The organism is Pseudoruegeria aquimaris, from assembly GCF_900172235.1.
GTDB lineage: Bacteria > Pseudomonadota > Alphaproteobacteria > Rhodobacterales > Rhodobacteraceae > Pseudoruegeria > Pseudoruegeria aquimaris.
Window position 1 is genome coordinate 56,455 of record NZ_FWFQ01000019.1, and the last position, 22,606, is coordinate 79,060.

Annotated in this window: 22 protein-coding genes, 1 tRNA gene and 1 pseudogene; 18 read left to right on the forward strand and 6 right to left on the reverse strand. The window is 66.5% G+C overall.

The features are described from left to right. Nucleotides 1–4: 4 nt before the first annotated feature. The 4 genes from PSA7680_RS13325 to PSA7680_RS13340 form a co-directional block, all read right to left on the reverse strand. Nucleotides 5–943 (reverse strand): metallophosphoesterase, encoded by a 939-nt coding sequence (locus PSA7680_RS13325; RefSeq protein ID WP_085869233.1) that lies wholly within the window; start codon nucleotides 941–943, stop codon nucleotides 5–7. 438 nt (nucleotides 944–1,381) lie between these two features. Beyond that, nucleotides 1,382–1,471 (reverse strand) — tRNA-Ser (locus PSA7680_RS13330). Nucleotides 1,472–1,694: 223 nt separating this feature from the next. After that, on the reverse strand, nucleotides 1,695–2,888 hold the full coding sequence (locus PSA7680_RS13335) for a carbohydrate porin (protein WP_085869213.1): 1,194 nt from the start codon (nucleotides 2,886–2,888) through the stop codon (nucleotides 1,695–1,697). Between the two features lie 69 nt (nucleotides 2,889–2,957). Beyond that, nucleotides 2,958–4,334: a metal-dependent hydrolase family protein gene (locus PSA7680_RS13340; RefSeq protein ID WP_085869214.1), complete on the reverse strand. Its 1,377-nt coding sequence runs from the start codon at nucleotides 4,332–4,334 to the stop codon at nucleotides 2,958–2,960. A 241-nt stretch (nucleotides 4,335–4,575) separates the two neighbouring features. Between PSA7680_RS13340 and PSA7680_RS13345 the strand changes: the two genes are divergently transcribed. Next, nucleotides 4,576–5,622, forward strand: a complete 1,047-nt coding sequence (locus tag PSA7680_RS13345) for an AraC family transcriptional regulator (protein ID WP_085869215.1) — start codon at nucleotides 4,576–4,578, stop codon at nucleotides 5,620–5,622. Here the strand turns inward: PSA7680_RS13345 and PSA7680_RS13350 are convergent. After that, on the reverse strand, nucleotides 5,604–6,473 hold the full coding sequence (locus PSA7680_RS13350; RefSeq protein WP_085869216.1) for an amidohydrolase family protein: 870 nt from the start codon (nucleotides 6,471–6,473) through the stop codon (nucleotides 5,604–5,606). The genes PSA7680_RS13345 and PSA7680_RS13350 overlap by 19 nt on opposite strands. Then, nucleotides 6,463–7,482 carry a nuclear transport factor 2 family protein gene (locus tag PSA7680_RS13355; protein WP_085869234.1) on the reverse strand — a complete coding sequence of 340 codons (1,020 nt, stop codon included), beginning with the start codon at nucleotides 7,480–7,482 and terminating at the stop codon, nucleotides 6,463–6,465. The genes PSA7680_RS13350 and PSA7680_RS13355 overlap by 11 nt, the downstream gene beginning before the upstream one ends. Nucleotides 7,483–7,604: 122 nt before the next feature. Here PSA7680_RS13355 and PSA7680_RS13360 point away from each other — a divergent pair, with 122 nt between their 5' ends. The 17 genes and pseudogenes from PSA7680_RS13360 to PSA7680_RS13435 all read left to right on the forward strand — a co-directional run bounded on the left by PSA7680_RS13360 (nucleotide 7,605) and on the right by PSA7680_RS13435 (nucleotide 22,482). Beyond that, the gene (locus PSA7680_RS13360; protein ID WP_085869217.1) at nucleotides 7,605–8,654 is read left to right on the forward strand and encodes an ABC transporter ATP-binding protein; all 1,050 of its coding nucleotides are present in this window, start codon (nucleotides 7,605–7,607) and stop codon (nucleotides 8,652–8,654) included. Nucleotides 8,655–8,757: 103 nt separating this feature from the next. Further along, nucleotides 8,758–9,987 (forward strand): ABC transporter substrate-binding protein, encoded by a 1,230-nt coding sequence (locus tag PSA7680_RS13365; RefSeq protein WP_085869218.1) that lies wholly within the window; start codon nucleotides 8,758–8,760, stop codon nucleotides 9,985–9,987. 120 nt (nucleotides 9,988–10,107) lie between these two features. Then, the gene (locus tag PSA7680_RS13370) at nucleotides 10,108–11,133 is read left to right on the forward strand and encodes a carbohydrate ABC transporter permease (RefSeq protein ID WP_085869219.1); all 1,026 of its coding nucleotides are present in this window, start codon (nucleotides 10,108–10,110) and stop codon (nucleotides 11,131–11,133) included. Continuing rightward, nucleotides 11,133–12,014: a carbohydrate ABC transporter permease gene (locus tag PSA7680_RS13375; RefSeq protein ID WP_176244138.1), complete on the forward strand. Its 882-nt coding sequence runs from the start codon at nucleotides 11,133–11,135 to the stop codon at nucleotides 12,012–12,014. The genes PSA7680_RS13370 and PSA7680_RS13375 overlap by 1 nt, the downstream gene beginning before the upstream one ends. Then, nucleotides 12,011–12,559, forward strand: a complete 549-nt coding sequence (locus PSA7680_RS13380) for an ester cyclase (protein WP_085869220.1) — start codon at nucleotides 12,011–12,013, stop codon at nucleotides 12,557–12,559. Before PSA7680_RS13375 ends, PSA7680_RS13380 begins: the two co-directional genes overlap by 4 nt. Nucleotides 12,560–12,569: 10 nt before the next feature. Continuing rightward, on the forward strand, nucleotides 12,570–13,880 hold the full coding sequence (gene hisD / locus PSA7680_RS13385) for a histidinol dehydrogenase (RefSeq protein WP_085869221.1): 1,311 nt from the start codon (nucleotides 12,570–12,572) through the stop codon (nucleotides 13,878–13,880). Next, nucleotides 13,877–14,929, forward strand: a complete 1,053-nt coding sequence (locus PSA7680_RS13390; protein ID WP_085869222.1) for an ester cyclase — start codon at nucleotides 13,877–13,879, stop codon at nucleotides 14,927–14,929. The genes hisD and PSA7680_RS13390 overlap by 4 nt, the downstream gene beginning before the upstream one ends. Next, complete coding sequence (locus PSA7680_RS13395; protein ID WP_085869223.1) at nucleotides 14,929–15,693, forward strand: SDR family NAD(P)-dependent oxidoreductase; 765 nt, start codon at nucleotides 14,929–14,931, stop codon at nucleotides 15,691–15,693. The genes PSA7680_RS13390 and PSA7680_RS13395 overlap by 1 nt, the downstream gene beginning before the upstream one ends. Next, nucleotides 15,693–16,712 (forward strand): LacI family DNA-binding transcriptional regulator, encoded by a 1,020-nt coding sequence (locus PSA7680_RS13400; RefSeq protein WP_085869224.1) that lies wholly within the window; start codon nucleotides 15,693–15,695, stop codon nucleotides 16,710–16,712. The genes PSA7680_RS13395 and PSA7680_RS13400 overlap by 1 nt, the downstream gene beginning before the upstream one ends. Then, complete coding sequence (locus PSA7680_RS13405; RefSeq protein WP_085869225.1) at nucleotides 16,709–17,698, forward strand: nuclear transport factor 2 family protein; 990 nt, start codon at nucleotides 16,709–16,711, stop codon at nucleotides 17,696–17,698. Before PSA7680_RS13400 ends, PSA7680_RS13405 begins: the two co-directional genes overlap by 4 nt. A 157-nt stretch (nucleotides 17,699–17,855) precedes the next feature. Then, nucleotides 17,856–18,818 (forward strand): cupin domain-containing protein, encoded by a 963-nt coding sequence (locus tag PSA7680_RS13410; RefSeq protein ID WP_085869226.1) that lies wholly within the window; start codon nucleotides 17,856–17,858, stop codon nucleotides 18,816–18,818. A gap of 25 nt (nucleotides 18,819–18,843) precedes the next feature. Next, nucleotides 18,844–19,968, forward strand: a complete 1,125-nt coding sequence (locus tag PSA7680_RS13415; protein ID WP_085869227.1) for a cobalamin-independent methionine synthase II family protein — start codon at nucleotides 18,844–18,846, stop codon at nucleotides 19,966–19,968. A 26-nt stretch (nucleotides 19,969–19,994) separates the two neighbouring features. Next, complete coding sequence (locus tag PSA7680_RS13420) at nucleotides 19,995–20,687, forward strand: alpha/beta fold hydrolase (protein ID WP_503128326.1); 693 nt, start codon at nucleotides 19,995–19,997, stop codon at nucleotides 20,685–20,687. Beyond that, entirely contained in the window at nucleotides 20,677–21,372 is a 696-nt protein-coding gene (locus tag PSA7680_RS13425; RefSeq protein WP_085869237.1) for an RraA family protein, read from the forward strand. The genes PSA7680_RS13420 and PSA7680_RS13425 overlap by 11 nt, the downstream gene beginning before the upstream one ends. Nucleotides 21,373–21,456: 84 nt before the next feature. Further along, nucleotides 21,457–21,981 carry a DUF2478 domain-containing protein gene (locus PSA7680_RS13430; RefSeq protein WP_085869228.1) on the forward strand — a complete coding sequence of 175 codons (525 nt, stop codon included), beginning with the start codon at nucleotides 21,457–21,459 and terminating at the stop codon, nucleotides 21,979–21,981. Between the two features lie 82 nt (nucleotides 21,982–22,063). Next, nucleotides 22,064–22,129 (forward strand): annotated as a pseudogene (locus PSA7680_RS19165) (hypothetical protein); the annotation flags it as partial. 8 nt (nucleotides 22,130–22,137) lie between these two features. Continuing rightward, nucleotides 22,138–22,482 carry a BLUF domain-containing protein gene (locus tag PSA7680_RS13435; RefSeq protein WP_085869229.1) on the forward strand — a complete coding sequence of 115 codons (345 nt, stop codon included), beginning with the start codon at nucleotides 22,138–22,140 and terminating at the stop codon, nucleotides 22,480–22,482. Nucleotides 22,483–22,606: the final 124 nt, after the last annotated feature.

Sequence of the window (22,606 nt, forward strand, 5' to 3'; positions counted from 1 at the left end):
CCTGTTAACTCTTCGCGGCGTGAACGCGGATGCGCTCGGGCGTGAGCGTCCTGTCGCCAGATTCCAATTCGTATGTGACCAAAGGGCCGCCCTTGCCAGCCGAATAATCAAGGCACAACGCATTGGGAGCCTGTAATCGCGGTGCGCCGGTCAGCCAGTAGTGGCCAAAGAAAACCGGACACCCCGCCTTTGGATATGTCTGCGCCTGAAGGGTGTCAGGCAGAGGATCATCTGGCAGATCGTCCGGATCGGGCACCGAGATCGCGATCTCGCGCCATGTTCTCGCGTCCGAATTCCACCATTGCAAGCGGACGGCGTCGCGTCTGGTGCCGTCCTTGTCGTGAAAGCAGGCGCCGTGGGGCAGCTTGTGCTCGGGGCCTTTGGCGATTTCCTCGGTGAGGTGGAAAAGCTCGTTTTCCCGATCGGCCGCACCGATAAGCTGCTCCTCCGACAGCACACCGTTGCCGGTGAGAACCCACACTCTGTCGATCGCGCCTTGCCGCCAGCAGGCGTGAACCGCCCGAAATCCGGCCTCTTCGATGAATAGCGGCAGGGTGCGCATCCACTCCAGCACCTCGCGGGTTTCGTGCGCGCCGAGCGGGAACTCGTCGAGAAAACTCTTGTGCTGGCGCAGGTTTTTGTCCGAGTGGTCGCGCAAAGGCTGGCCCGTTTGGGGATGCGCGGTGTGGAAATGAAGGGCATTGAGCTCGTGGTTGCCCATGATCGCGCGCGCCTTGCCGCTGTCGATCAGGCTGCGGACGAGATCGATGACGGCCCTGTTCTCGGGCCCTCGGTCGATGAAGTCGCCCAGGAAGACGATAGCGCGCTCGGGTTCCGGGTGGACCCAGCCGGCGGCGCGGCGGTGCCAACCCAGATCATCAAGCGCTGCCCGCAGCTTGCCGATCTGCCCGTGAATGTCTGGGAAAATGTCGATGGTTGCCATGAAGTCTCCGTCTATCTGTTCCCACCTTACCAATACCGCGCGAAACCGGCGGCATTTTCATGGCCGCGCGGCGATGTGCGAGGATCAGGGCGCTGGCCAGTGACACACCGCCATGCGCCGTCATTCTTGCGAACCAATCTGCCACCAGTCCCAGCCACTACGCCTCCTGTTTGTTCGGGCCATGTTCCGCTTGTAGGCATTGGAAACAGGGGGCGAAGTTTTGGCGGGGTTGAAACTCAGGTCATTGAAAACGCTTGAAAAAATCACACCGAACCGAATTGCGCGAGGTTCGCTCGACCAGAGACCGGGGGCGGTTCAGAGACCGAAACCGGGGGTGACGCCCGTCTCAGAGGTTCGCACCCAATCCGCAAACCCCTTTGAAAACAAGGAAAATTCCGGCGCTGGCCGGGGGCGGTTCAATTTTCGCAATGGTGATGGTGGCGGAGACGAAGGGATTCGAACCCTCGAGACGGTTTCCCGCCTACTCCCTTAGCAGGGGAGCGCCTTCGACCACTCGGCCACGTCTCCGTCGACCCGTGTAACGGCGTGGTTCGGGGATGACAAGGCGAAAAAACCGGCTTTTCGCCTGTTCGTGCGGAGGGTTGCAGGGCGGCCGCTTCGGCAGAAGGCGAAGGCTCGGAGCAAGGGCGTCGCGTTCGCTCGGAGATGACCGGCCGATAGGCTTTTTGCCACCGCGGCGGCACGGTGCGGGCCGCGATCGCGGGGCCATGGCCGCGCCCGCGCCGTTCCCTCAGAACAGGATGCGGGCCCGCAGGCCGACGAGAGAGATCGAGCCTTGCGTCGGGTCCAGAAGCGGGTTGTCGATGAACTGGATCGAAGGGGTGATCTGGAGGTTGGGCGAGATCGAGAAGCGGTAGAAGGCCTCAGCGGTGAACTGCCGCCCGTCGATACCGTTGACCTCCGCCCAGTTCAGCCCGATCCCGGCCAGATCGGTGTTGCGCCGATACCAGCCGAGCCCGGTGGACAGGGACCTCGAATACAGCGCGGCGGTACCGTCGGACACGCCGAAGCGCAGGAAGGGGGCCCACTCGTTTCCGATCAGCCAGGAGGCCGAGAAACTGGCGCCCTTGTCTTCGGCCCGCCCGCGCGCGGCGGAGCCGTCCGATTGCCAGAGCGTGAGGTGGATGTTGTCGAAATAGAGCCTGTCGAACCCCGAGGTGTAGCCGATCTCGAGGCTCTTGAAGGTTTCCCCAGAGGAAAAGACATCCGCATCCGGCGACGATGGATCGCCGTTGGCGTCGGCGATGCTGGCCACGGCGTAGAGCGTATCGCCCAGGCGCAGACCGGCGGCCATGCCGAGCCCCGGGTTGGGCGCATTGATGGTGGGATTGGTATTGAAGGCGAGGTTCTGGAATGACGTGTAGGGGCTGACGAGGCTGTAGACGTCCAGGAAATCGGTCACGTCGATTTGGCCGGCCTGAAAGGTGAAGCGGCCTTCGGGATCGCGGTAGGTGTAGAACAGGTTGGTGAGCAGAGTGCCGGTATCGTTGAAGGCGGTGCCGGTGATCGCCAACGCGCCGGACTCGAGCCCGAAGAACTGGGGCGCCACAGCACCGAAGGCGTGGCGGTTCTCGATCTTGAAGGTGAACGCGTGGCCGTTGCCGGCATCGAACGTGCCGAAGAGCCGCGCGATGCCGCCGCTGGCCTCTCCGGGGCCGATGTCGCTGTTGCCCCACTGGCCCAGCGCCAGGTAATCCGCCCCGAAGCTGAAGCCGCCTTCCGCCAGCCCGTCCTTCCATGCGTAGAACCCGGGAAGCGCGCTGCGGGGGAAATCGGATCGGAACTGCGGATCGGTGAGCCCGTCGCCGGGGGACAGATCCGCCCCTACGGAGGATGGCCCTGAAAGCCCCTCTGCCCCGGCAGGCTGGAAAACCAGCGCCAGAAGCCCTGCGGCTACGAAGGATGCCTTGCCCGAAACGCCCATGTCCCTGCCCTCTTTCCCCATGCCCCTGGATTTGCCCGGAGCACCCAAGCGCTCCGGGCCTTCACACCGCTATTGCAGCGTGTTCTTGTAGACGACGCCATCCTTCATGATGAGGCGGATGGTTTCGGGGCTTTCGGGGCGCGGCTCCGCGCCGAACCACTGTTCGCCGGTGCCGACCAGGCTGAAATCCTCCAGCGGGTTGCCGTCGATGATCAGGATGTCGGCATAGGCGCCCTCTTCGATCACCCCCAGCTTGCCTTCGGTGAAGGGGTTGGTGAAATCCCCCGACAGCGCCACCAGTTCGCCGCCGATGGATGTCATCGTCACCAGCGATTGATAGGCGCCGAAGAAATCGTTGTTCAGCTTCTTCTCGTAGGCGATCTGGATGTTGCAGGCTTCCACGGTTCCCACGCAATCCGTCTGGAAGGCGCGCTTGACCGGGCATTGCTGCATGTTGGGAACGTACTCGGCGAAGGTCGCGGAAGCCGACTTGGCCTTGGCGAGGCTTGAGGCCTGGTTCTTCACCGCCGGAATATCCAGCAATCCGGGGTCAAATGCGGTGAGGTTCGTCGAGATGAAAGCGCCCACCTCGTTCATCTTCTCGGCAATCTCGCAATCGAATGAGAAGCCGTGCTCGATGGACATCACGCCCGCGTCCAGGGCGTTCATGATCGCCTCCTTGCGGTAGGAGTGCGCCATGACGTAGGTGCCATACTCGTTTGCCACCTGCACGGCGGCCTCGATTTCTTCCCTCGAGCCGGCCAGAAGCTGCCACGGATCAAAGGCCGAGACCACCCCGCCGGACTGCATGAATTTCAGCTGCGTCGCCCCCATGCGCAGGTTGTTGCGGCCATAGCGGTAGACATCATCCACGCCGCTGACTTCCTGTGCCATGTTCAGGCGGCCGAAGTTGGTTTCGCTGCCCGGAGGCGCGGTGAAATTGGCGAAATCGGCATGGCCGCCACGGGTGCCGATGAAGGCGCCCGAGGGGTAGTAGCGCGGGCCGACGATCTGCCCGCTTTCGATGGCACGGCGCAGCCCCCCGTTGGCGCCCCCGGCATCGCGCACGGTGGTGAAGCCCTGCATGAGATACATCTCGGCCATGCGGGTGCCGTGGATGGCGAAATCCTCCCATGTCGTGTTGGCTTCCATCGCGCTCAGGCTCGGCCCCATGAGCAGCAGGTGGGCATGGGTTTCAACGAAACCGGGCGTCAGGGTGCCACCGCCGCCGTCGATCATTTCAGCATCGGGGGCCTCGATGGCCTCGGTCGAGATCGCCTTGATGAGATTGCCTTCGATCAGAACGGATGCGTTCTCGATCCGTTGCTCATTCACGCCGTCAAAGATGTGCACGTTGGTGATCAGCACCTGCGGCTCGGCCTCCTGCGCCAGAGCCGGCGCCCCGGCAAAGGCGATGAGCGCGAGGGTTTTCTTCAATAACGTCATTCTCGTCCTCCCTAAGATCTGGCTTGGCGCGGAAGGCTTCTCGGGGCAGGCCCGCCGACACGGCGATTTCGCGCCAAACGTGCACACCTCCTCATGGGCGGCTTGCTGCGCGTTTTGGCGGGCAGCGTGCAAACGCAGCCTATCAAAGGGCTTTCGGCAGAAATTATCCCGATGCGGCAATCTCGCCGGCCCGATGCAGAAACCGGATAATTTCGCGGTCGTTTCGTGCTAGGGTTCTGCAATGTTGAACCTCGATTCCCTCCGCTCGCCGCAGGATTCCGCCGCGCGCGCGGCCGCCTTCATCCAGTTGGCCACCATCGCGCCCTTCGTCTCCCACCTCGGCGCGCGCAGGCTGGACGTCGCCGGCCTGCTCGGCGCGAAAGGGCTTTCGCCGGAAGATGCTCGCGACCCGGAGCGGCTGGTGCAGGCGGATGTCGTCTACGAACTGCTGGAGGATTTCGCCACCGCCGCCGGCGACCCGTGGCTCGGCGTACACGTGGGCGAAGGGATGGACCTGGCGAAATGGCCCGTGACGCAACAGGCGCTCAGCAACGGGGCGACGCTGGGAGAGATGCTGACGGGCATGGTGATGGCCGCACCGCGCTACGGCAGCTCCGTGCACCACGCGCTTGAGATCGGGCCGGATGAAACCGTCTACCGGGTCCGGCGGCAGTTCCGGCCCCGCGCCGTCCCGTTGCAGACCATCGGCTTCGGCTTTGCGCTCACGCTGCGGCTGCTGGACATGGCGGAAGGGGGCTGGGCGGCGGAAACGGTGACACTGGAGACCCCATCGGCGCGGGCGCTGCCGAAGCGTTATCGCGGCGTGGCCGTCACCGAGACGGGCGGGCTGGAGCAGGCGCTGCACTTCCCCACCGGCCTGTTGCAGAAGATCGTGCAGGAGTGCCCGGCGCCCCGCGTCACCACCGATTCAGGCCACCAGCGGCCGTCGCTGCTGCTGGCGATCCAGGGCGCCGCGCCCCAGCTTCTGGCCGAGCGCCCCGACAACATGGCCCGCGCCATGGCCGATACGCTGGACCTCACCCCGGAGGAGCTGGACGACGGGCTGTCGATGCTGGGCACGAGCCTTGCGCGGGAGCTGCGCCGCTACCGGCTGGCCCATGCCCGCAGGGCGCTGGCCGAAAGCCCCACGCCCATCGCCGAGATCGCGGAGACGCTTGGCTTCTCCGCACCGGCGAATTTCACCCGCTTCTTCAAATCCAACACCGGCGAAACCCCACGCGCCTATCGGCGCGCCCAACAGAAGCGAGCTCAGGCCGCGAAGCCGTAGAAGCGCGCCGCAACCCCGCCGAAGACATCCCCGTGCATCTCCTCGGGCACGAGCGCCTCATGGGCCGCGCGAAGCGTGGCGTAGTCTGAATAGAGGCTGTCCACCGGAAAGTTGGAGCCGAACATGCAGCGCTGCGGGCCGAACTGATCGAGGCAGGTCTCGATGATCGGCCGGATGCTCTCGCGGCTCCAGTGGTGATCGAACATGCCGAGCCCGGACAGTTTGCACACGACCTGCGGCCGCTCCGACAGGAGCCGCAGGGCCCGTGACCACCCCGCCAGCCCGCCGGCGCTGCGATCATGGGGGGAGCCCGCGTGGCAGAGCGCCACGGGCACGTCCGGCGCGGCGTCGAGCACGCGTGCCATGCCCTCGTAGAGCTCCGGAATCAGTTGCAGATCGAAGGACAGCCCCCGCGCGCCGACCTCCCGCAGGCCCGCGGCGAAGCGGGGATCGGTGAGCAACGCATTAGTGCCCGTCTGAGCATCTTCTCCCGGCGCACGCCCCACGATCTGGCGCACGCCGCGCAAGGAGGGCAGCGCTTGCAGCGCATCCAGCCGCGCGGCGAGATCGGGCGCCGTCAGATCGCAGAAGGCCACCTGCAGCAGCGGCCAGTCCGGCGTCGCATCGGCCACCGCCTGCACCCAGCGCGCCTCGGCCATCGGATCCTCGGCCCCGACCTGGATGTGCACGGAGGCCTCGAACCCGGCCGCATCCGCACGGAAGGCGTCGATCAGATAATCGCGCTGGATCGGGGCGGGATCTCCGAAGAAGCGCGGCACACCCTTCGCCATGAGCCAGGGGTAATGCACCGCCGCGAGATCCCAGAGGTGGTGGTGGGCGTCAATCCGCATGCGCTTCTCCCGTGGCCTCGGCAAGGAAATCGCGGCCCTGCATCTTCCAGAAGTGCAGCAGGTCGATGAAGATCCAGTTCTCCGCCAGCTTGTCGCCTTCGCGGCGGTAGATGTCGATCACCCGGAACTCGCCGGGCCTGTCGCTCGGCGGCTGCCCCATGAAGCCGCCCGTGGGCCGGGCGGTGAAATTGGGCCAGCCGAAGAAGCCGCCGTAGTGGCCTTCCGCCAACCGGGCAATGTGGGTTGTCTTGGAGCGGTCCGAGAAGGCGGCGCGGAACGGGCCGGAATGCTGCTTGGCGTAGCGCTCGATCGTGTAGGTGGCGCCGATGCCCTCCGGCCCCCACCACAGCATGTCGGGCGCCCAGGTGAGCGCCAGTTCCTCCTCCAGCGGCAGGCCCGATTGCCATTGCCCGAGGTCTGAAATCATCCGATTGATCAGCGCCAGCGTCTCCTCGCCCGTCGCCTGCGGCTGCGCCTCATAAAGCAGCCCGTCATGGGTGCGCGGCCCCGGCTGCACGAGGTGCTGGGCCGTCTGGCTGGGGAAGATCCCCTGCCCCGCCTGCGCCATCAGGTGCGGGATGTCGAAATACATCGCGGTTTCGGTGATCTGTTCGCCTTCCACCTTGTGGAAGCTGCAATAGCGCAGCATGGCGAGCTTGCCGGTGGGCCTGATGCCGAGCCACGGCGCGTCGAACAGCCCCATCAGGTGCCCCATCGAGACGACCCAGATCCCCTGAAAGCCGTCCATCTGGTTCAGCCCGGCGAAGAAGATGTCCTCCCGCCGCTGCATCGACGTGAGCGCGCGCTTGAGCGGCACCCAGAACCGCTCGGCCACGGCCTTTGGCCCGGTGATCTCTCCGAAGGGGTGGAATCCGCGCCACGTGAGCTCGGGCGCACAATGGGCGGCAAGCGATTCCGATACCCCACCTGCCCCAAAGTCAGGCGACGCCGCATCCAGCGCCGCGTGGAAGCGCTGCACCAGCGCCTTTTCTTCCTGAAAATCTTTCACGTTTTCAACCTTCTGGACGCTTTCTTGCAAACGCATGCAAAATTAGCTTGCCGGAATCGACCGGGGAAGTCTACCGTAATTGCAAGCGTATGCAAAACGTGTCCACTTCAGGGGAGGCCGCCTTGGCCGAAATCAGATTGTCCGGCGTATCCAAGCGCTGGGGTTCCTTCATCGGCGTCGACAAGTTCGATCTTACCATTCCCGACCGCGAGTTCCTCGTGCTGCTCGGCCCTTCGGGCTGCGGCAAGACCACGACGATGCGCATGATCGCCGGGCTCGAAGATCCGACCGAAGGCGAGATCCTGATCGACGGCAAGGTGGTGAACGACCTGGAGCCCAAGGATCGCGACGTGGCGATGGTGTTCCAGAGCTACGCGCTCTACCCCAACATGAACGTCTACGAGAACATCCGCTTTCCGCTGCGGGTGCGCGGCTCCGATCCGGCCACCCACAAGGAGAAGGTGATGCGCGCGAGCGCGATGGTGGAACTGGACGACTTCCTGCACCGCAAGCCGGCGGAGCTTTCGGGCGGCCAGCGCCAGCGCGTGGCTCTGGCCCGCGCCATCGTGCGCGAGCCCAACGTCTTCCTGATGGACGAGCCGCTTTCCAACCTCGACGCCAAGCTGCGGGTCTCCACCCGCGCGCAGATCAAGAACCTCAGCCACGAGCTCGCCGTCACCACGATCTACGTGACCCACGACCAGATCGAGGCGATGACGCTCGCGGACCGCGTGGTGGTGATGGAAAAAGGCGTCGTGCAGCAGGTGGGCAGCCCCACCGAGATCTACGACCGCCCCGCCAACACCTTCGTGGCCAGCTTCATCGGCAACCCGGCGATGAACCTGATGAAGGGCGAGGTGGCGGGCGGCACCTTCCGGGCGCCCCACACCGAGATCGCAGGGCTTTCGATCGGCGACGGCCCGGTCACGCTGGGCTTCCGCGCGGAGGATGCGGAAGTGGCGGGCGAAGGCGGCCAGATCACCGCGCCGATCTACACGCTGGAGCTTCTGGGCGACGCCACCATGGTGAGCGTGCGCATCGGCGGCGCGTTGGTCAGCGCGAAGGCCGACAAATCATTCCGTGCCGAGATCGGCGACATGGTGTCGATCCGCATCCCGGCGCAGATCTGCCACCTGTTCGATGCAGAAACAGGGGCGCGCATCGGGGACTAGCCCCGACCACGAAGACCCTCGCCGCGCCCCGGCGCGGCAGGAGAACCGCCAGGTGCGTGATTGCAAGGCGCACCCGGCACCGAAACACGACAGGGAGAAGAGAATGTTTCTGAAGAAGTTCACGACGGCCAGTGCCTTTGCCGTCCTCGCCGCGACAGGCGCACAGGCCTGCGAGATCACCGCCCGCGTCAGCATCGTCGGCAACGAGTTCCCGGCCATCCAGACGGTGGGCGCGGAAGCCGCGAAATGCACCGGCGCCGAGGTCAAGACGAACCTCACCGCCGATCACCAGAAGATCAACCTGCCCGGCATGCAGGGCAACCCGGCCGAATACACCTCGGCCATCATCGCCAACTCCTCGATCGTGGCGCTGATGAACGAAGACGTGATCCGCCCGCTGGACGATCTCGTCGCCAAGCATGGCCAGGGCCTGAACAAGACCCAGCTGATCACCATCGACGGCAAGATCATGGCCGTGGCCTTCATGGCCAACGCCCAGCATCTCGTCTATCGCGCCGACGTTCTGGAGCAGATCGGCGTCGAGCCGCCGAAGACCTACGAAGAACTGCTGGAAGCCGCCAAGATGATCCGCGAGAAGGGCATCATGGAGAACCCGGTGGGCGGCGCCTATGCAGCGGGCTGGAACCTGGCGCAGGAATTCAACAACATGTTCCTGGGCATGGGCGGCGAGTTCTTCAAGGCCGGCACCGCCGAACCGAACGTGAACTCCGAAGCCGGCGTCAACGCGCTGAACATGATGAAGGCGCTGTCGGAATACATGAACCCCGATTTCCTGACCCATGACTCCAACGCCACCAACGCCGAGTTCCGCGCCGGCAACGTGGCGCTGATGAACATGTGGGGCAGCCGCGCGGCGACGCTCGTCACCGCCGACGGCGTGCCGCAGGAAGTGGTCGACGGCTTCGCCATCGCCGGCCCGATGACGGTGAACGGCGGCACCACCCCGGCCTCGACCCTGTGGTGGGATGGCTGGACCGTGGCCAAGAACATCTCCGACGAAGAGGCCGAAAGCACCTTCATCGCCATGATGAACGGCATCCGCCCGGAGCTGATGCAGGATGAAGAGATCCGCACCCAGGCCGTCTGGCTGATCCCCGGCTACGAACCGACCCCGGCCGCCGTGGGCGTGTTCGAGGCCGCCAACGCCGGCACGATCCCCTACCCGATGCTGCCCTACATGGGGCTGCTGCATACCGCGCTCGGCAATGAGCTGGCGGACTTCATGCAGGGCAAGGAAAGCGCCGAACAGGCTCTGGCCGACGTCGAAGCCGCCTACACCGCGGCCGCGAAGGAAGCGGGCTTCCTTCAGTAAGCTCTCCTCCTGGTGGGGGGGCCACCGTGCTCCCTCCTTTTTCCCCTCACGTCCCAATCCACCCCCGCGCATCTGATCCGGTCCCGGCCCCCTGGCGCCCGCACCGCAACGGCGAGTTTCATGAAACACCGCACTTTCTTCTGGTTCTTCCTGCCGACCGGCCTCGCGATGCTTCTGTTCATCGCCGCGCCGATCGTCTCGGTCGTGACCCAATCGTTGTTCGCCCCGCACGAGGCCGTGCTGGTGACGGTCGAATCCTGCGGCCCCTTCGGCTGCCGCGAGGAGACCTCGATCGACCAGGACGCCACCCGCGAGCTGCGCGAAGAGCGCCCGCTGGGCCGCTTCGTGGGGCTCGACATCTATCTCGACCGCGGCCACCTCGCCTTCGGCGAAGTCGCCGAGGCCTGGCAGAACCGCACCAGCCTGTCCGACTTCTTCAAGCGGCTGGGCAACCTGCCCTTCTACCGGGCAATGGCCTTCACCCTGACCTATACCTTCACCGTGACGCCGCTGCTGATCGCGCTCGGGCTGATGATCGCGCTGGCGGTGAACCGGCTGCAGGCCGGGCTGAAGGGTTTCGTCATCTTCTTCTCGCTGCTGCCCATGATCGTGACCCCGCTCGTCGGCTCGCTCATCCTGTTCTGGATGATCGACAGCCGCGGCGTGCTCGGCTCGCTCATCCAATGGGCCGCCAATGATCCGAACCTCTCGCTCAAGGCCTCCACCGGGCTCACCTGGGTGATGCTGATCGTCTACGGCGTCTGGCACTCCGCGCCCTTTGCCTTCGTGGTGTTCTACGCGGGCCTGCAGACCCTGCCCCAGGATCAGCTCGAAGCCGCCCAGATCGACGGCGCCACCCGCTGGCAGCAGGTCCGCTTCGTGATCATCCCCCACCTGATGCCGCTCGTGACCTTCGTGGCGCTGATCCAGCTCATGGACAACTTCCGCGTCTTCGAGCCGATCGTCGGCTTCAACGCCTCCGCCCATGCCACCTCGCTGTCGTGGATCATCTTCAACGATCTCTCCGGCGAGACCCGCCAACTCTCCGCCGCCTCGGCGACCTCGGTGATGACGATCCTCGGCGTGGCGATCCTTCTTTCCCCGGTCCTCGTCAGGACCTGGCGCGACTTCCGGAGCAAGCACTGATGGCCTCGAAAGCACAACGCACCCCCACCGGGCTGAAGATCGCCGCGAACCTCTTCGTCGTGGTCTGGCTGATCCTCGCCGCCTTCCCCTTCCTCTGGACCTTCTGGGGCAGCTTCAAGGTGGAGCTGGATTTCTTCTCCATCGCCGACTGGACGAACGCGCTCACCGGCAAGAACACCGAGGCCACCTACGGCCGCCCCTTCACCGGCGCGGGCTATCACGGCGCCTGGGTGCAGGAGGAATTCTGGCGCGCGGTGATCAACACCTTCATCGTCTGCTTCTTCGTCGTGCTCACCTCGCTCACCATCGGCACGCTGGGCGGCTACGCGCTCTCGCGCTCGGGCTTCCGCTACACCTTCTGGCTGCTCATCATCGCGCTGATCTTCCGGGCCATGCCCCCGATCACGCTGGTGGCGGGCTACCTGCTGCCCTTCTTCGAGTGGAACCTCTGGGGCATCCTGCCCACCACGATCATCGTGCTCGTGGCGATCAACCAGCCCTTCACGCTCTGGATGCTGCACAGCTTCTTCCAGAACATCCCCAAGGAGCTCGACGAAAGCGCCAAGGTGGATGGCTGCACCCAGTTCCAGGCCTTCCGCCATGTGATCGTGCCGGTGATGTGGCCCGGCGTGATCACCACCGGCCTGTTCAGCTTTCTGCTGGCCTACAACGACTTCGCCGTTACCTCCATGCTCCTGTCTGAAAGCAACCGCACCATGGTTCCTGAAATCGCCGCCTTCCTCGGCACGACCTACACCGAGGGCAACGTGATGTTCGCCGTCGCCGCCGTCGTCTCGGCCACCGCGCCGCTCTTCGTGCTCGTCATGTTCTTCCAACGCCAGATCGTGAGCGGCCTGACCGCCGGGGCGGTGAAAGGATGAGCGGCGCGCGCCCCGAGCAGGCGGTCCTGAGCCGCGACACGGATCTTTCGAAGACGGACGAAACCCGCGCCGTGATCGAAGGCATGGTCGATGGGCTCAACGATCACCGGATCGACGACATCGGCCAGTTCTTCGCCGAGAATTTCCGCTGGATGGGCAACTACGGCTGCGGCACCAAGACCGGGCTGAAGGCGTTCCAGGACAACTGGCAGCGCCCCTTCCAGGCAGCCTTCTCCGACAAGGTCTGCATCGACGAAGCCCGACTCTACATGGGCGAATGGGCCGCGGCCTTCGGCCGGCAGGAGGCGGTGCACTCCGGTGAATTCATGGGGATCGCCCCCACCGGCAAGCGGGTGGAGATCCGTTACATGGATTTCTGGAAGGTCGAAGAGGGGCGCATCACCGACAACTGGGTGATGGTCGATTTCCCCCATGTGCTGGCCCAGCTGGGCCAAGATGTTTTCAACGGCGAGGGCTGGGAAGCCTACGACCGCGGCGAGCGCACCCCGCCCCGCCCGGCGGCCAAGGCCGCGCCGAACGCGTAAGGAAAGACAGATGGCAATCGAGTATCTCAAGCGCAGCAAGCCCGAAACCGAGAAGGCCGAGGACGACGCCCGCGTGCGCGAGACCGTGGACGCCACGCTGGCCGACATCGAGGCCCGCGGCGATGCCGCCGTGCGCGAACTGGCGGTGAAGTTCGACGGCTACGAGCGTGAAAGCTACCGCCTTGCGCCTGAGGAGATCGAGGCGATCATGGCCAAGGTCTCCCCCCGCGACATGGCCGACATCCGCTTCGCGCAGGAGCAGGTGGTGAATTTCGCCAAGGCCCAGCGCGCCAGCATGCTCGACATCGAGGTCGAGACGCTGCCCGGCGTGATCCTCGGCCACAAGAACATCCCGGTGCAGTCCGTGGGCTGCTACGTGCCCGGCGGCAAATTCCCGATGGTCGCCTCCGCGCATATGTCGGTGGCCACCGCGAAAGTGGCCGGCGTGCCACGCATCGTCGCCTGCACCCCGCCCTTCAACGGCGAGCCTAACCCGGCGGTGATCGCCGCCATGCATCTCGGCGGCGCGGATGAGATCTACGTGCTCGGCGGCATCCAGGCCGTGGGCGCCATGGCCATCGGCACCGAAAGCATGGAGCCCGTGCACCTGCTCGTCGGCCCCGGCAACGCCTTCGTGGCCGAAGCCAAGCGCCAGCTCTTCGGCCGCGTCGGCATCGATCTCTTCGCTGGCCCCACCGAAACCATGGTGATCGCAGACGAGACCGTGGACGCCGAGATGTGCGCCACCGATCTGCTGGGGCAGGCCGAACACGGCTACAACAGCCCCGCCTGCCTCATCACCACCTCACGCCGGCTCGCCGAGGAGACCATGGCCGAGGTCGAGCGCATCCTGAAGATCCTGCCCACCGCCGACACCGCCTCGGTGAGCTGGCGCGACTACGGTGACGTGATCCTCTGCGACACCTACGAGGAGATGCTGCAGGTCGCCAACGACATGGCCTACGAGCACGTGCAGGTGATGACGGACCGAGACGACTGGTTCCTCGAACACATGACCTGCTACGGCGCGCTCTTCCTCGGCCCCCGTACCAACGTGGCCAACGGCGACAAGGTGATCGGCACCAACCACACGCTGCCCACCAAGAAGGCCGGGCGCTACACCGGCGGGCTCTGGGTCGGCAAATACCTGAAGACCCACAGCTACCAGCGCATCACCACCGACGAAGCCGCCGCCAGCATCGGCGCCTACGGCTCGCGGCTCTGCCTGCTCGAAGGCTTCGTGGGCCATGCCGAGCAATGCAACCTGCGCGTCCGGCGCTACGGCGGCCAGAACGTGCCCTACGGGGAACCCGCCGAATGAGCGAGGCTGCCGCATCTCTCGCGGGGGCCGTCGCCCCCTTGCGCGCGGCGCAATACGACTGGAGCGCGGCTGGCGTTCAGGCCGCGCTTGCGGCCTGTTTTCACCCCGATGCGGTGATCCGGCTCTGCCACCCCTTCGGCACGCTCGCCGGGCCTGAAAGCTTCTACCGCAGCGCGCTCGCCCCGCTCGCCGCCGCCCTGCCCGATCTGGAGCGGCGCGACTGGATCGTGATGGAGGGCACGGATGAGGACGGCGCGGCCTGGGTCGGCTGCGGCGGCTCCTATATGGGTACCTTCGCCGCGCCCTTCCTCGGCATCCCTCCCACCGGGCGGCTCGCGCACATGCGCTTTCACGAGTTCTACCGCATCGAGGCGGGCCGCGTCGTGGAAGTGCAGGCGATCTGGGACATCCCGGAGCTGATGATGCAGGCCGGGTCATGGCCGCTCGCGCCGTCGCTGGGGCGCGAGTTCTGCGTCCCCGGCCCCGCCAGCGGCGACGGGCTGCACCGCGCCCCCCGCGATGAGGCCACCAGTGCCGCCTCCTGCGCGCTGGTCATCGACATGCTCACCCACATGACGCGGCACCCCGCCCAAGGTGGCCCCGAAGTGATGGAGATGCCGCGCTTCTGGCATGAACGGATGAACTGGTACGGCCCCGCCGGCATCGGCACCGCGCGCGGGATCGAGGGCTTCCGCACCGTCCACCAGATCCCCTTCCTCGCCGCCATGCCCGACCGCGCCCAGAACCCGGAAGGCACCAAGCACCACTTCTTCGCGGACAACCACTACGTCGCCGTCACCGGCTGGCCCAACATGGCGCAGACGATCACCGGCGGCGGCTGGCTCGGCATCGCGCCGACCGGACAGCGCGTCACCCTGCGCTCGCTGGATTTCTGGCGCATCGAGGCGCGCAGGATCCGCGAGAACTGGGTGCTGGTGGACTTGCTGGATCTCTACGATCAGATCGGGGTAGACGTATTCGCCCGGCTTCGGGAACTCACCCACGGGCGGCATCCGGGCAGCGCGCCCGCCATGATGGAGCCTGTCTGATGGATCTGCCCCGCACCCCCTCCTTCCGCCTTGACGGCAAACGCGCGCTCGTGGCCGGGGCCTCCTCCGGCATCGGGCTGGCCTGCGCCGCGGCACTGGCCGAGGCCGGGGCCGCCGTCACCCTCTGCGCCCGCCGTGCCGACACGCTCAAAGAAGCCGCCGAGGCCTTCACCGCCAGAGGCTGGCAGGCCGATGTGCTGGCGCTGGATGTCTCCGACGTGAACGCCACACGCGCCGCGATCGAAGCGGCGGAGCCCTTCGACATCCTGCTCAACGCCGCCGGGCTTGCCCGCCACACCAGGGCGCTGGACACCACGCCCGAGGATTTCGACGCGGTGATGGGCATCAACCTGCGCGGCTGCTACTTCCTCGCTCAGGCTGTGGCCAGGAAGCTGATCGCCGCCGGCAAGCCCGGCTCGATCATGACGATCTCAAGCCAGATGGGCCACGTGGGCGGGCAGGAGCGCGCCGTCTACTGCGCCTCCAAACACGCCGTCGAGGGCATGACAAAGGCCATGGCGATCGAATGGGGGCCGGCGAAGATCCGCGTCAACACGATCTGCCCCACCTTCATCCTCACCGATCTCACCCGCGGCACCTTCGACGATCCGGCCAAGCGGGCGTGGATCGAGGAGAAGATCAAGCTCGGCCGCCCCGGCGAGGTGGAAGACATCATGGGCGCGGCCGTCTACCTCGCCTCCGATGCCTCCGCCCTCGTCACCGGCACGGCGATGATGATCGACGGAGGCTGGACGGCGGACTGATGGCGAAGGAAAAGGTCACATCGGCGGAAGTCGCGGCGCTGGCCGGGGTCAGCCAGTCGGCGGTCAGCCGCGTGTTCACGCCGGGGGCCTCCGCCTCCGCCAAGACGGTGGAAAAGGTGCGCAAGGCCGCCGAGCAGCTGGGCTACAGGCCCAACGTGCTGGCCCGCGCCATGGTGTCGGGGCGCAGCCGGATCATCGGCCTCGTCGTCGCCTATCTCGAAAACCAGTTCTACCCGGTGGCGCTGGAGATGCTCTCCAACGCGCTGCAGAAACGCGGCTACCACATCCTGATCTTCACCGCGCCCAACTCCACCGACGGCGTGGACGGGCTCCTGGAAGAGCTGATGGACTACCAGGTGGACGGCATCATCGCCGCCTCGGTCTCGATGAGCTCCGATCTTGCGGCGCGGGCGCAGCGGGCCGGCATTCCGGTGGTGCTGTTCAACCGCGGGCAGGACGGGCCGGGGCTTTCGCACGTGACCTCGGCCAACGTGGAAGGCGGGCGCAAGGTGGCGGAGTTTCTCATCGCCGGCGGCCACGAGCGCATCGCCCATATCGCCGGCTGGCAGGGCAGTTCCACCGGCCGGGACCGGCAGGCGGGTTTCCTTGCCGCCATGCGCGCCGCGGGCAAACGGCCCTTCGCTACGGTGGACGGCATGTACAGCCGCGAGGTGGCCGCCGCCTGCGCCCGGCAGCTACTGCAGGGCGGCACCCGCCCCGATGCGATCTTCGTGGGCAACGACCACATGGCCTTTGCCGTGATGGACGTGATCCGCGACCAGGGCCTCGTGCCCGGGCAGGACATCTCCGTCGTCGGCTACGACGACGTGCCCCTGGCCAGCTGGGGCGCCTACCGGCTCACCACGTTGCGCCAGCCGGTGAACCGCATGGTGGAGGCCGCGGTCGATCTCGTTCTGCGCCAGATCGAAGAGCGCGATGCCGCGCAAGACCATATCGAAATCGAAGGCGAGCTGATCCTGCGCAGCTCCGCCCGCATCCCTGAAGGTTGGACCAAATGAAGGGTTTTGATCCCAAATTCGCCGATTTCCCCGATTACATCATCGGCATCACCAAGGAGATCTGGGAGGATCGCGGCATCGCGACCCTGCACCGCTACTACGCGCCCGACATCGTGGTGCGCTCACCCGGCTCGGTGGTGGTAGGCAATCAGGGCGTCATCGGCGCGACGATGGCCACGCTGGCCGAGTTCCCCGACCGCCAGTTGCTGGGTGAGGACGTGATCTGGTCCGGCACGCCGGAAGAGGGGATGCTCTCGAGCCACCGGATCTACTCCACCGCCACCCACATGGGCGACGGCGTCTACGGCAAGGCCACCGGCACCAAGCTGCGCTATCGCATCCTTGCCGACTGCCACGCGATCGACAACGCGATCAACGATGAGTGGCTGATCCGCGACCAGGGCGCGATCGTGCGCCAGCTGGGCTGGGAGCCGAAGGACTACGCCCGCGATCTGATCGCCCGCGAGGGCGGCCCCGCGGCCTGCGTGAAGCCCTTCACCCCCGCCATCGACGTGCCCGGCCCCTACAAGGGCCGCGGCAACGAAAACGAATGGGGCGCACGGCTCGCGGATCTGCTCACCCGCATCATGGGTGCCGACATCGCCGCCATCGGCGCCGAATACGACCGCGCCGCGCAGGTGGAATACCCCGGCGGCATCTCCGGCCACGGCTGGGACGCCGCGGAGCGCTTCTGGATGGGGCTGCGCGCCGCCCTCCCCTCCGCCGATTTCGAGATCCACCACGTGATCGGCCGCGAAGATCCCACCATGCCGCCCCGCGCGGCCGTCCGCTGGAGCCTGACCGGCAAACACGATGGCTGGGGCAGTTTCGGCAAGCCCACCGGCGCGCCGGTGCACGTGATGGGCATCACCCACGCCGAGTTCGGCACCCTCGGGGCGGCGCCGGTCCGCCTGCGCCGTGAATGGACGCTGTTCGACGAAACCGCCGTCTGGAAGCAGATCCTGCTGCACGAAGGGGACGCCTGAATGGCAGCGCTGCGCCGCCCCTCCGAGGCTCTGCGCCGCCGGCACGGCCATCTGGCCTCCCGCCGCGCGCGCCGCCTGAACCTGCGGCCTCCCGGAGGCGGGGCATCGCCCCTGCTTCACCCTTTTGCGCATCCTTTTCAGCCAACGGAGCTGACCCATGACGAACCTTGACGACCGGATCGTTCGCTACGGCGAACTGCAACCCTGCAAGACCGCCTTCATCGATGCCCACACGCCGGGCTCCGACCAGAAGGAAAACTTCACCATCATCGGCGGCGGCGTCTCCGAAAGCCCCGATCAGCACGTGCATATCTCCATCCCGCACGGCTTCAACATCGGCGCCGCCGGGCAGCCGCCCAAGTGCCGCAACTCGCTGCACGATCACCACACGGCCGAGGCCTTCTTCGTGCTCTCGGGCCGCTGGCGCTTCTTCTGGGGCCGCTGGGGCACCGCCGGCGAAGTGGTGCTCGAGGAGGGCGACATCTTCAACATCCCCACCGGCATCTTCCGCGGTTTCGAGAACATCGGCACCGACTACGGGATGATCATGGCCATCCTCGGCGGCGACGACGCCGGAGGCGGCGTGATGTGGGCGCCGCAGGTGATCGAGGATGCCGCCGACCACGGCCTCGTGCTGGGCGAGAACGGCAAGCTCTACGACACCAAGAAGGGCCAGAGCCTGCCCGAGGGCATCAAGCCGATGCCGCTGATGAGCGCCGAGGAACTGGCCAAGCGCCCGGAGCCGACCACCGCCGAGGTGCTGCCCAACCACGTCGCCCGCTACTGGGACATGGTGGCGCTGGCCGACAAGACGCCCTGCAAGGTGATCGGCGAACACGGCCTACTGCGCGACAGGCCCGGCTTCGAGGTGGATTTCATCACCCGCGCCTCCGCCAGCGAGGCGATGCACAGCCACGACCGCCCGTCCGTGCTGATGCCGGTGAAAGGCCATTGGCGCGTGGATTGGGAAGGCGGCACCACGGTGCTGGCGCCGGGGGATACGATGAGCGTGCCCGAGGGGCTCGCCCACCGGGCCCAGCCCTCGATGACGGGCGAAGCCGCCCTCTACCACATCGTCGGCACCGATGATGCCGCCGGCCCCACCTGGAAGCCGGAATAACCACAGCGAAAGGGGGAGAGCCCGCATGAGCAAGATCGCAACAACCCACGTGGGCTCCCTGCCCCGCACCCAGAAAGTGGTGGATTTCATCTTCGCCCGCGAAAACGGCGAAGCCTACGACAAGGCCGCTTTCGACGCCGCAATGGCCGAGGCGGTGGACGAGACCGTCCGCCGCCAGGTGGAGGCCGGCGTGGACATCGTATCCGACGGCGAAACCTCGAAGATCAGCTACGCCACCTACGTGAAGGACCGCTACACCGGCTTCGACGGCGACAGCCCGCGCAACGCGCCCGCCGATCTGAAGCAATTCCCCGGCTTCCTGAAGCGGCTGGCCGATGACGGCGGCACGCCGAAGTATGCCCGCCCCATGTGCGTAGGCGAGGTGAAGAGCAAGGGCCAGGGCGAGCTTCAGGCCGACATCGCCAACCTGAAGGCGGCCATGGCCAAGCACGGCGTGGAGCGCGGGTTCATGAACGCCGCCTCGCCCGGCGTGATCTCGCTCTTCCTCCAGAACGCCCACTACCCCACGCGCGAGGCCTATCTCGCCGCGCTGGCGGACGCGATGAAGGAGGAATACGAAACCATCGTCGCCTCGGGCCTCGATCTGCAACTGGATTGCCCCGACCTCGCGCTCTCGCGCCATATGCTCTTCACCGACCTGTCGGACGAGGAATTCCTGAAAGTGGCCGCCTCCCACGTGGAGGCGCTGAACCACGCGCTCCAGAACGTGCCGGAAGAGAAGATCCGTATCCACATCTGCTGGGGCAACTACGAAGGCCCGCATGTCTGCGACATCCCGATGGCCAAGATGTTCGACACGCTGATGAGCGCCAAAGCGCGCTACGTGCTGTTCGAAACCTCCAACCCGCGCCACGGCCACGAGTGGACGGTGTTCCGGGACCGCAAGTCCGACATCCCGGACGGCAAGGTGCTGGTGCCCGGCGTGGTGGACACCACGACGAACTTCGTGGAGCATCCCGAGCTTGTCGCCCAGCGCATCGCGCGCTTCACCGATATCGTCGGCCATGAGCGCGTGATCGCGGGCAGCGATTGCGGCTTCGGCACCTTCGCGGGCTTCGGCACCATCGACCCGGACATCGCCTACGCCAAGCTGGCCGCCCTCTCGGAAGGCGCGGCGCTGGTGTCGTGACACTGCCGCTGATCCTGCTGCCCGGCATGATGTGCGACGGGCGGCTCTTTTCCCCGCAGATTGCCGCCTTCGGCGCGGAGCGTGAGATCCTCACGCCCGGCCTTGCGGGCGCGGAGACCGTGGCATCCTTGGCGCAAGGCGTGTTGGCACAGGCCCCGGAGCGCTTCGCGCTGGCCGGGCTTTCGATGGGCGGCATCGTCGCCATGGAAGTGCTGCGGCAGGCGCCGGAGCGGGTCGCGGGGCTGGCGCTGCTGGACACCAACCCGCTGGCGGAAACCGATGAGGTCAAAGCCCGGCGCGCACCGCAGATGGAGAAGGCCGCCAACGGCCGACTGGCCTCCGTGATGCGCGACGAGATGAAGCCCAACTACCTCGCCCCCGGCGAAGGGCGGGCGGCGGTGCTCGATCTCTGCATGGAGATGGCGCTGGATCTGGGGCCTGAGGCCTTCCTGCGGCAATCCCGCGCCCTGCGCGACCGCCCCGATCAGACGGACACCCTGCGCCGCTTCGGAGGCCCCACCCTCGTGCTCTGCGGCGCGCAGGATGCGCTCTGCCCGGTGGCGCGGCACGAACTGATGGCCGCGCTAATCCCCGGCGCGCGCCTCGTGGTGATCGAAGGCGCGGGCCATCTGCCGGTGCTGGAGAAACCCGAAGAAACGAACGCGGCCCTGCGCCGCTGGCTGATGGAAGTGGATGGAGCACCCCATGCTGACCGATGAACTTCTGGCCCTGCTGCGCAGGGTCGACACCCCCACCGTCTGCAACGCCATCGAGGTGGTGGAGGGCAAACGCGGCTTCGATCGCTTCACCCGCGGCACCGTGCTGTGCAGCGCGCCCTCGGAAGGCGCGATCGTCGGCCATGCCCGCACCGCCAGGATCGCGGCGCTCGCGCCTCCCACCGAGGCGCCCGAGGTGATCAAGGCCCGCCGCATGGCCTACTACAAGCACATGGCCGAAGGCCCCCGCCCTGCGCTCGCGGTGGTCGAGGATCTGGACGGCGCGCAGGCCATCGGCGCCTTCTGGGGCGAGATCAACACCACGGTGCACAAGGGGCTCGGGCTTTCGGGCGCGCTGACCAACGGGGTGATGCGCGATCTCGGCGATCTGCCCGAGGGCTTCCCGGTGATCGCAGGCTCCGTCGGCCCGAGCCACGGCTTCGTCCACGTGCGCGAGATCGGCACACCGGTCACGCTCTTCGGCCTCACCATCGCCAACGACGAGATCGTCCACGCCGACCGCCACGGTGCGCTGGTGATCCCGGATGCCTACCTCGGCGAGTTGGGCAAGGCGATCCACAAGCTTCTGGACACCGAGGCGCTGATACTCGGCCCGGCACGCGAGCCCGGTTTCGATTTCGAGGCGTTCGAGAAGGCCTGGGCGGCGTTCGAGGCCGCGCGCACCTGAGCCGTTGCACAGGGCGGCGGGATCGGCTTTTCTGGACCCGTCGGCAAAGCCGCCGTCGAACGCAGAGCGGAGGAAGAGCGGATCATGGACATCGCCTACACGATGGCCCCCGGACGCGGGGATACCGATCTTCTGCTCCATGGCCTTGCGCAAAGCCTGATCGCCGCGGGCTATCGCCCCGCCGGCGTGGCGCAGATCAACACCGAAGTGCCCTGCGACGGCCCCTGCGACATGGATGTACGCGTCCTGCCCGATGGCCCCGACATCCGCATCTCCCAGAGCCTCGGCCCCGATGCCCGCGGCTGCCGGCTCGACCCGGCGGCGCTGGAGCAGGCCGTGGGGCTGGTGAGCGCGCGGCTTGCCGATGGCCCGGATTGCCTGATCGTCAACAAGTTCGGCAAGCACGAGGCCGACGGCCGGGGGTTTCGCCCCGTGATCGCGGAGGCGCTGGCCCTGGGTGTGCCGGTGATCGTCGGGCTGAACCGGATGAACGCGGAGGCCTTCGCGGCCTTCACCGAAGGCCTTGCCCATCCGCTGCCCCCGAGGGCCGAGGCTTTGCGGGGATGGATCGAACCGCTGATCGCCGCCCGCCGCAAGGGCGCCGCCTGAGCACGGTTTCACCACGCATCAACCATTTGGCGCCATGCTGAACCCGGCCCCGGCGGCCCCGGCGGCCCAGTGGGAGGTGCCCATGCATCACATTCTTTACACGAGCCGCGCTCTCGTCCCCCATGAGGACACCCTGCACGACGAGATCCTTGCAACGTGCCGCAGGAACAACGCGCAAGCGGGCATCACCGGGTTCCTGCATCGGGGGGGGAGCATTTCCTGCAATACCTCGAAGGCGAGGAGCCGGCGCTGCGGCGGCTCATCGCCCGCATATCGCAGGATCCGCGCCACGAGGCGGTGACGATCCTGTCCGATGGCAGGATCGAAGTGCGCCAGTTGCCCGATTGGCAGATGGGCTTCGTGGACGACACCCGGCTATCCCTTGCCGAGATGCTGGAAACATCCGGGGAGCGCCTCGCGCTTTCGGGCATCGATCCGGTGGACCTGATCAGCTTCGTGGTGTTCAACGCGAGCCTTCTGCGCGCAGCCAGCGCGGCCTAGGTCGTGAACTCATAAACGGGATTCCGTTTTTGGCGGTGTGATGATTCACTTTCGGAAACGGAGGTGAGCATGACGGGCAGACACGATGTGAGCGATGCGGAATGGGCGGTGATCTCGCCGCTGT

Excerpts from the sequence above, each read along its gene's own strand:
- PSA7680_RS13325 (WP_085869233.1), bottom strand. The coding sequence starts at position 943 with ATGGCAACCATCGACATTTTCCCAGACATTCACGGGCAGATCGGCAAG.
- PSA7680_RS13335 (WP_085869213.1), bottom strand. The coding sequence starts at position 2,888 with ATGGGCGTTTCGGGCAAGGCATCCTTCGTAGCCGCAGGGCTTCTGGCG.
- PSA7680_RS13340 (WP_085869214.1), bottom strand. The coding sequence starts at position 4,334 with ATGACGTTATTGAAGAAAACCCTCGCGCTCATCGCCTTTGCCGGGGCG.
- PSA7680_RS13345 (WP_085869215.1), top strand. The coding sequence starts at position 4,576 with ATGTTGAACCTCGATTCCCTCCGCTCGCCGCAGGATTCCGCCGCGCGC.
- PSA7680_RS13350 (WP_085869216.1), bottom strand. The coding sequence starts at position 6,473 with ATGCGGATTGACGCCCACCACCACCTCTGGGATCTCGCGGCGGTGCAT.
- PSA7680_RS13365 (WP_085869218.1), top strand. The coding sequence starts at position 8,758 with ATGTTTCTGAAGAAGTTCACGACGGCCAGTGCCTTTGCCGTCCTCGCC.
- PSA7680_RS13370 (WP_085869219.1), top strand. The coding sequence starts at position 10,108 with ATGAAACACCGCACTTTCTTCTGGTTCTTCCTGCCGACCGGCCTCGCG.
- PSA7680_RS13375 (WP_176244138.1), top strand. The coding sequence starts at position 11,133 with ATGGCCTCGAAAGCACAACGCACCCCCACCGGGCTGAAGATCGCCGCG.
- PSA7680_RS13380 (WP_085869220.1), top strand. The coding sequence starts at position 12,011 with ATGAGCGGCGCGCGCCCCGAGCAGGCGGTCCTGAGCCGCGACACGGAT.
- hisD (WP_085869221.1), top strand. The coding sequence starts at position 12,570 with ATGGCAATCGAGTATCTCAAGCGCAGCAAGCCCGAAACCGAGAAGGCC.
- PSA7680_RS13390 (WP_085869222.1), top strand. The coding sequence starts at position 13,877 with ATGAGCGAGGCTGCCGCATCTCTCGCGGGGGCCGTCGCCCCCTTGCGC.
- PSA7680_RS13395 (WP_085869223.1), top strand. The coding sequence starts at position 14,929 with ATGGATCTGCCCCGCACCCCCTCCTTCCGCCTTGACGGCAAACGCGCG.
- PSA7680_RS13400 (WP_085869224.1), top strand. The coding sequence starts at position 15,693 with ATGGCGAAGGAAAAGGTCACATCGGCGGAAGTCGCGGCGCTGGCCGGG.
- PSA7680_RS13405 (WP_085869225.1), top strand. The coding sequence starts at position 16,709 with ATGAAGGGTTTTGATCCCAAATTCGCCGATTTCCCCGATTACATCATC.
- PSA7680_RS13410 (WP_085869226.1), top strand. The coding sequence starts at position 17,856 with ATGACGAACCTTGACGACCGGATCGTTCGCTACGGCGAACTGCAACCC.
- PSA7680_RS13415 (WP_085869227.1), top strand. The coding sequence starts at position 18,844 with ATGAGCAAGATCGCAACAACCCACGTGGGCTCCCTGCCCCGCACCCAG.
- PSA7680_RS13420 (WP_503128326.1), top strand. The coding sequence starts at position 19,995 with ATGATGTGCGACGGGCGGCTCTTTTCCCCGCAGATTGCCGCCTTCGGC.
- PSA7680_RS13430 (WP_085869228.1), top strand. The coding sequence starts at position 21,457 with ATGGACATCGCCTACACGATGGCCCCCGGACGCGGGGATACCGATCTT.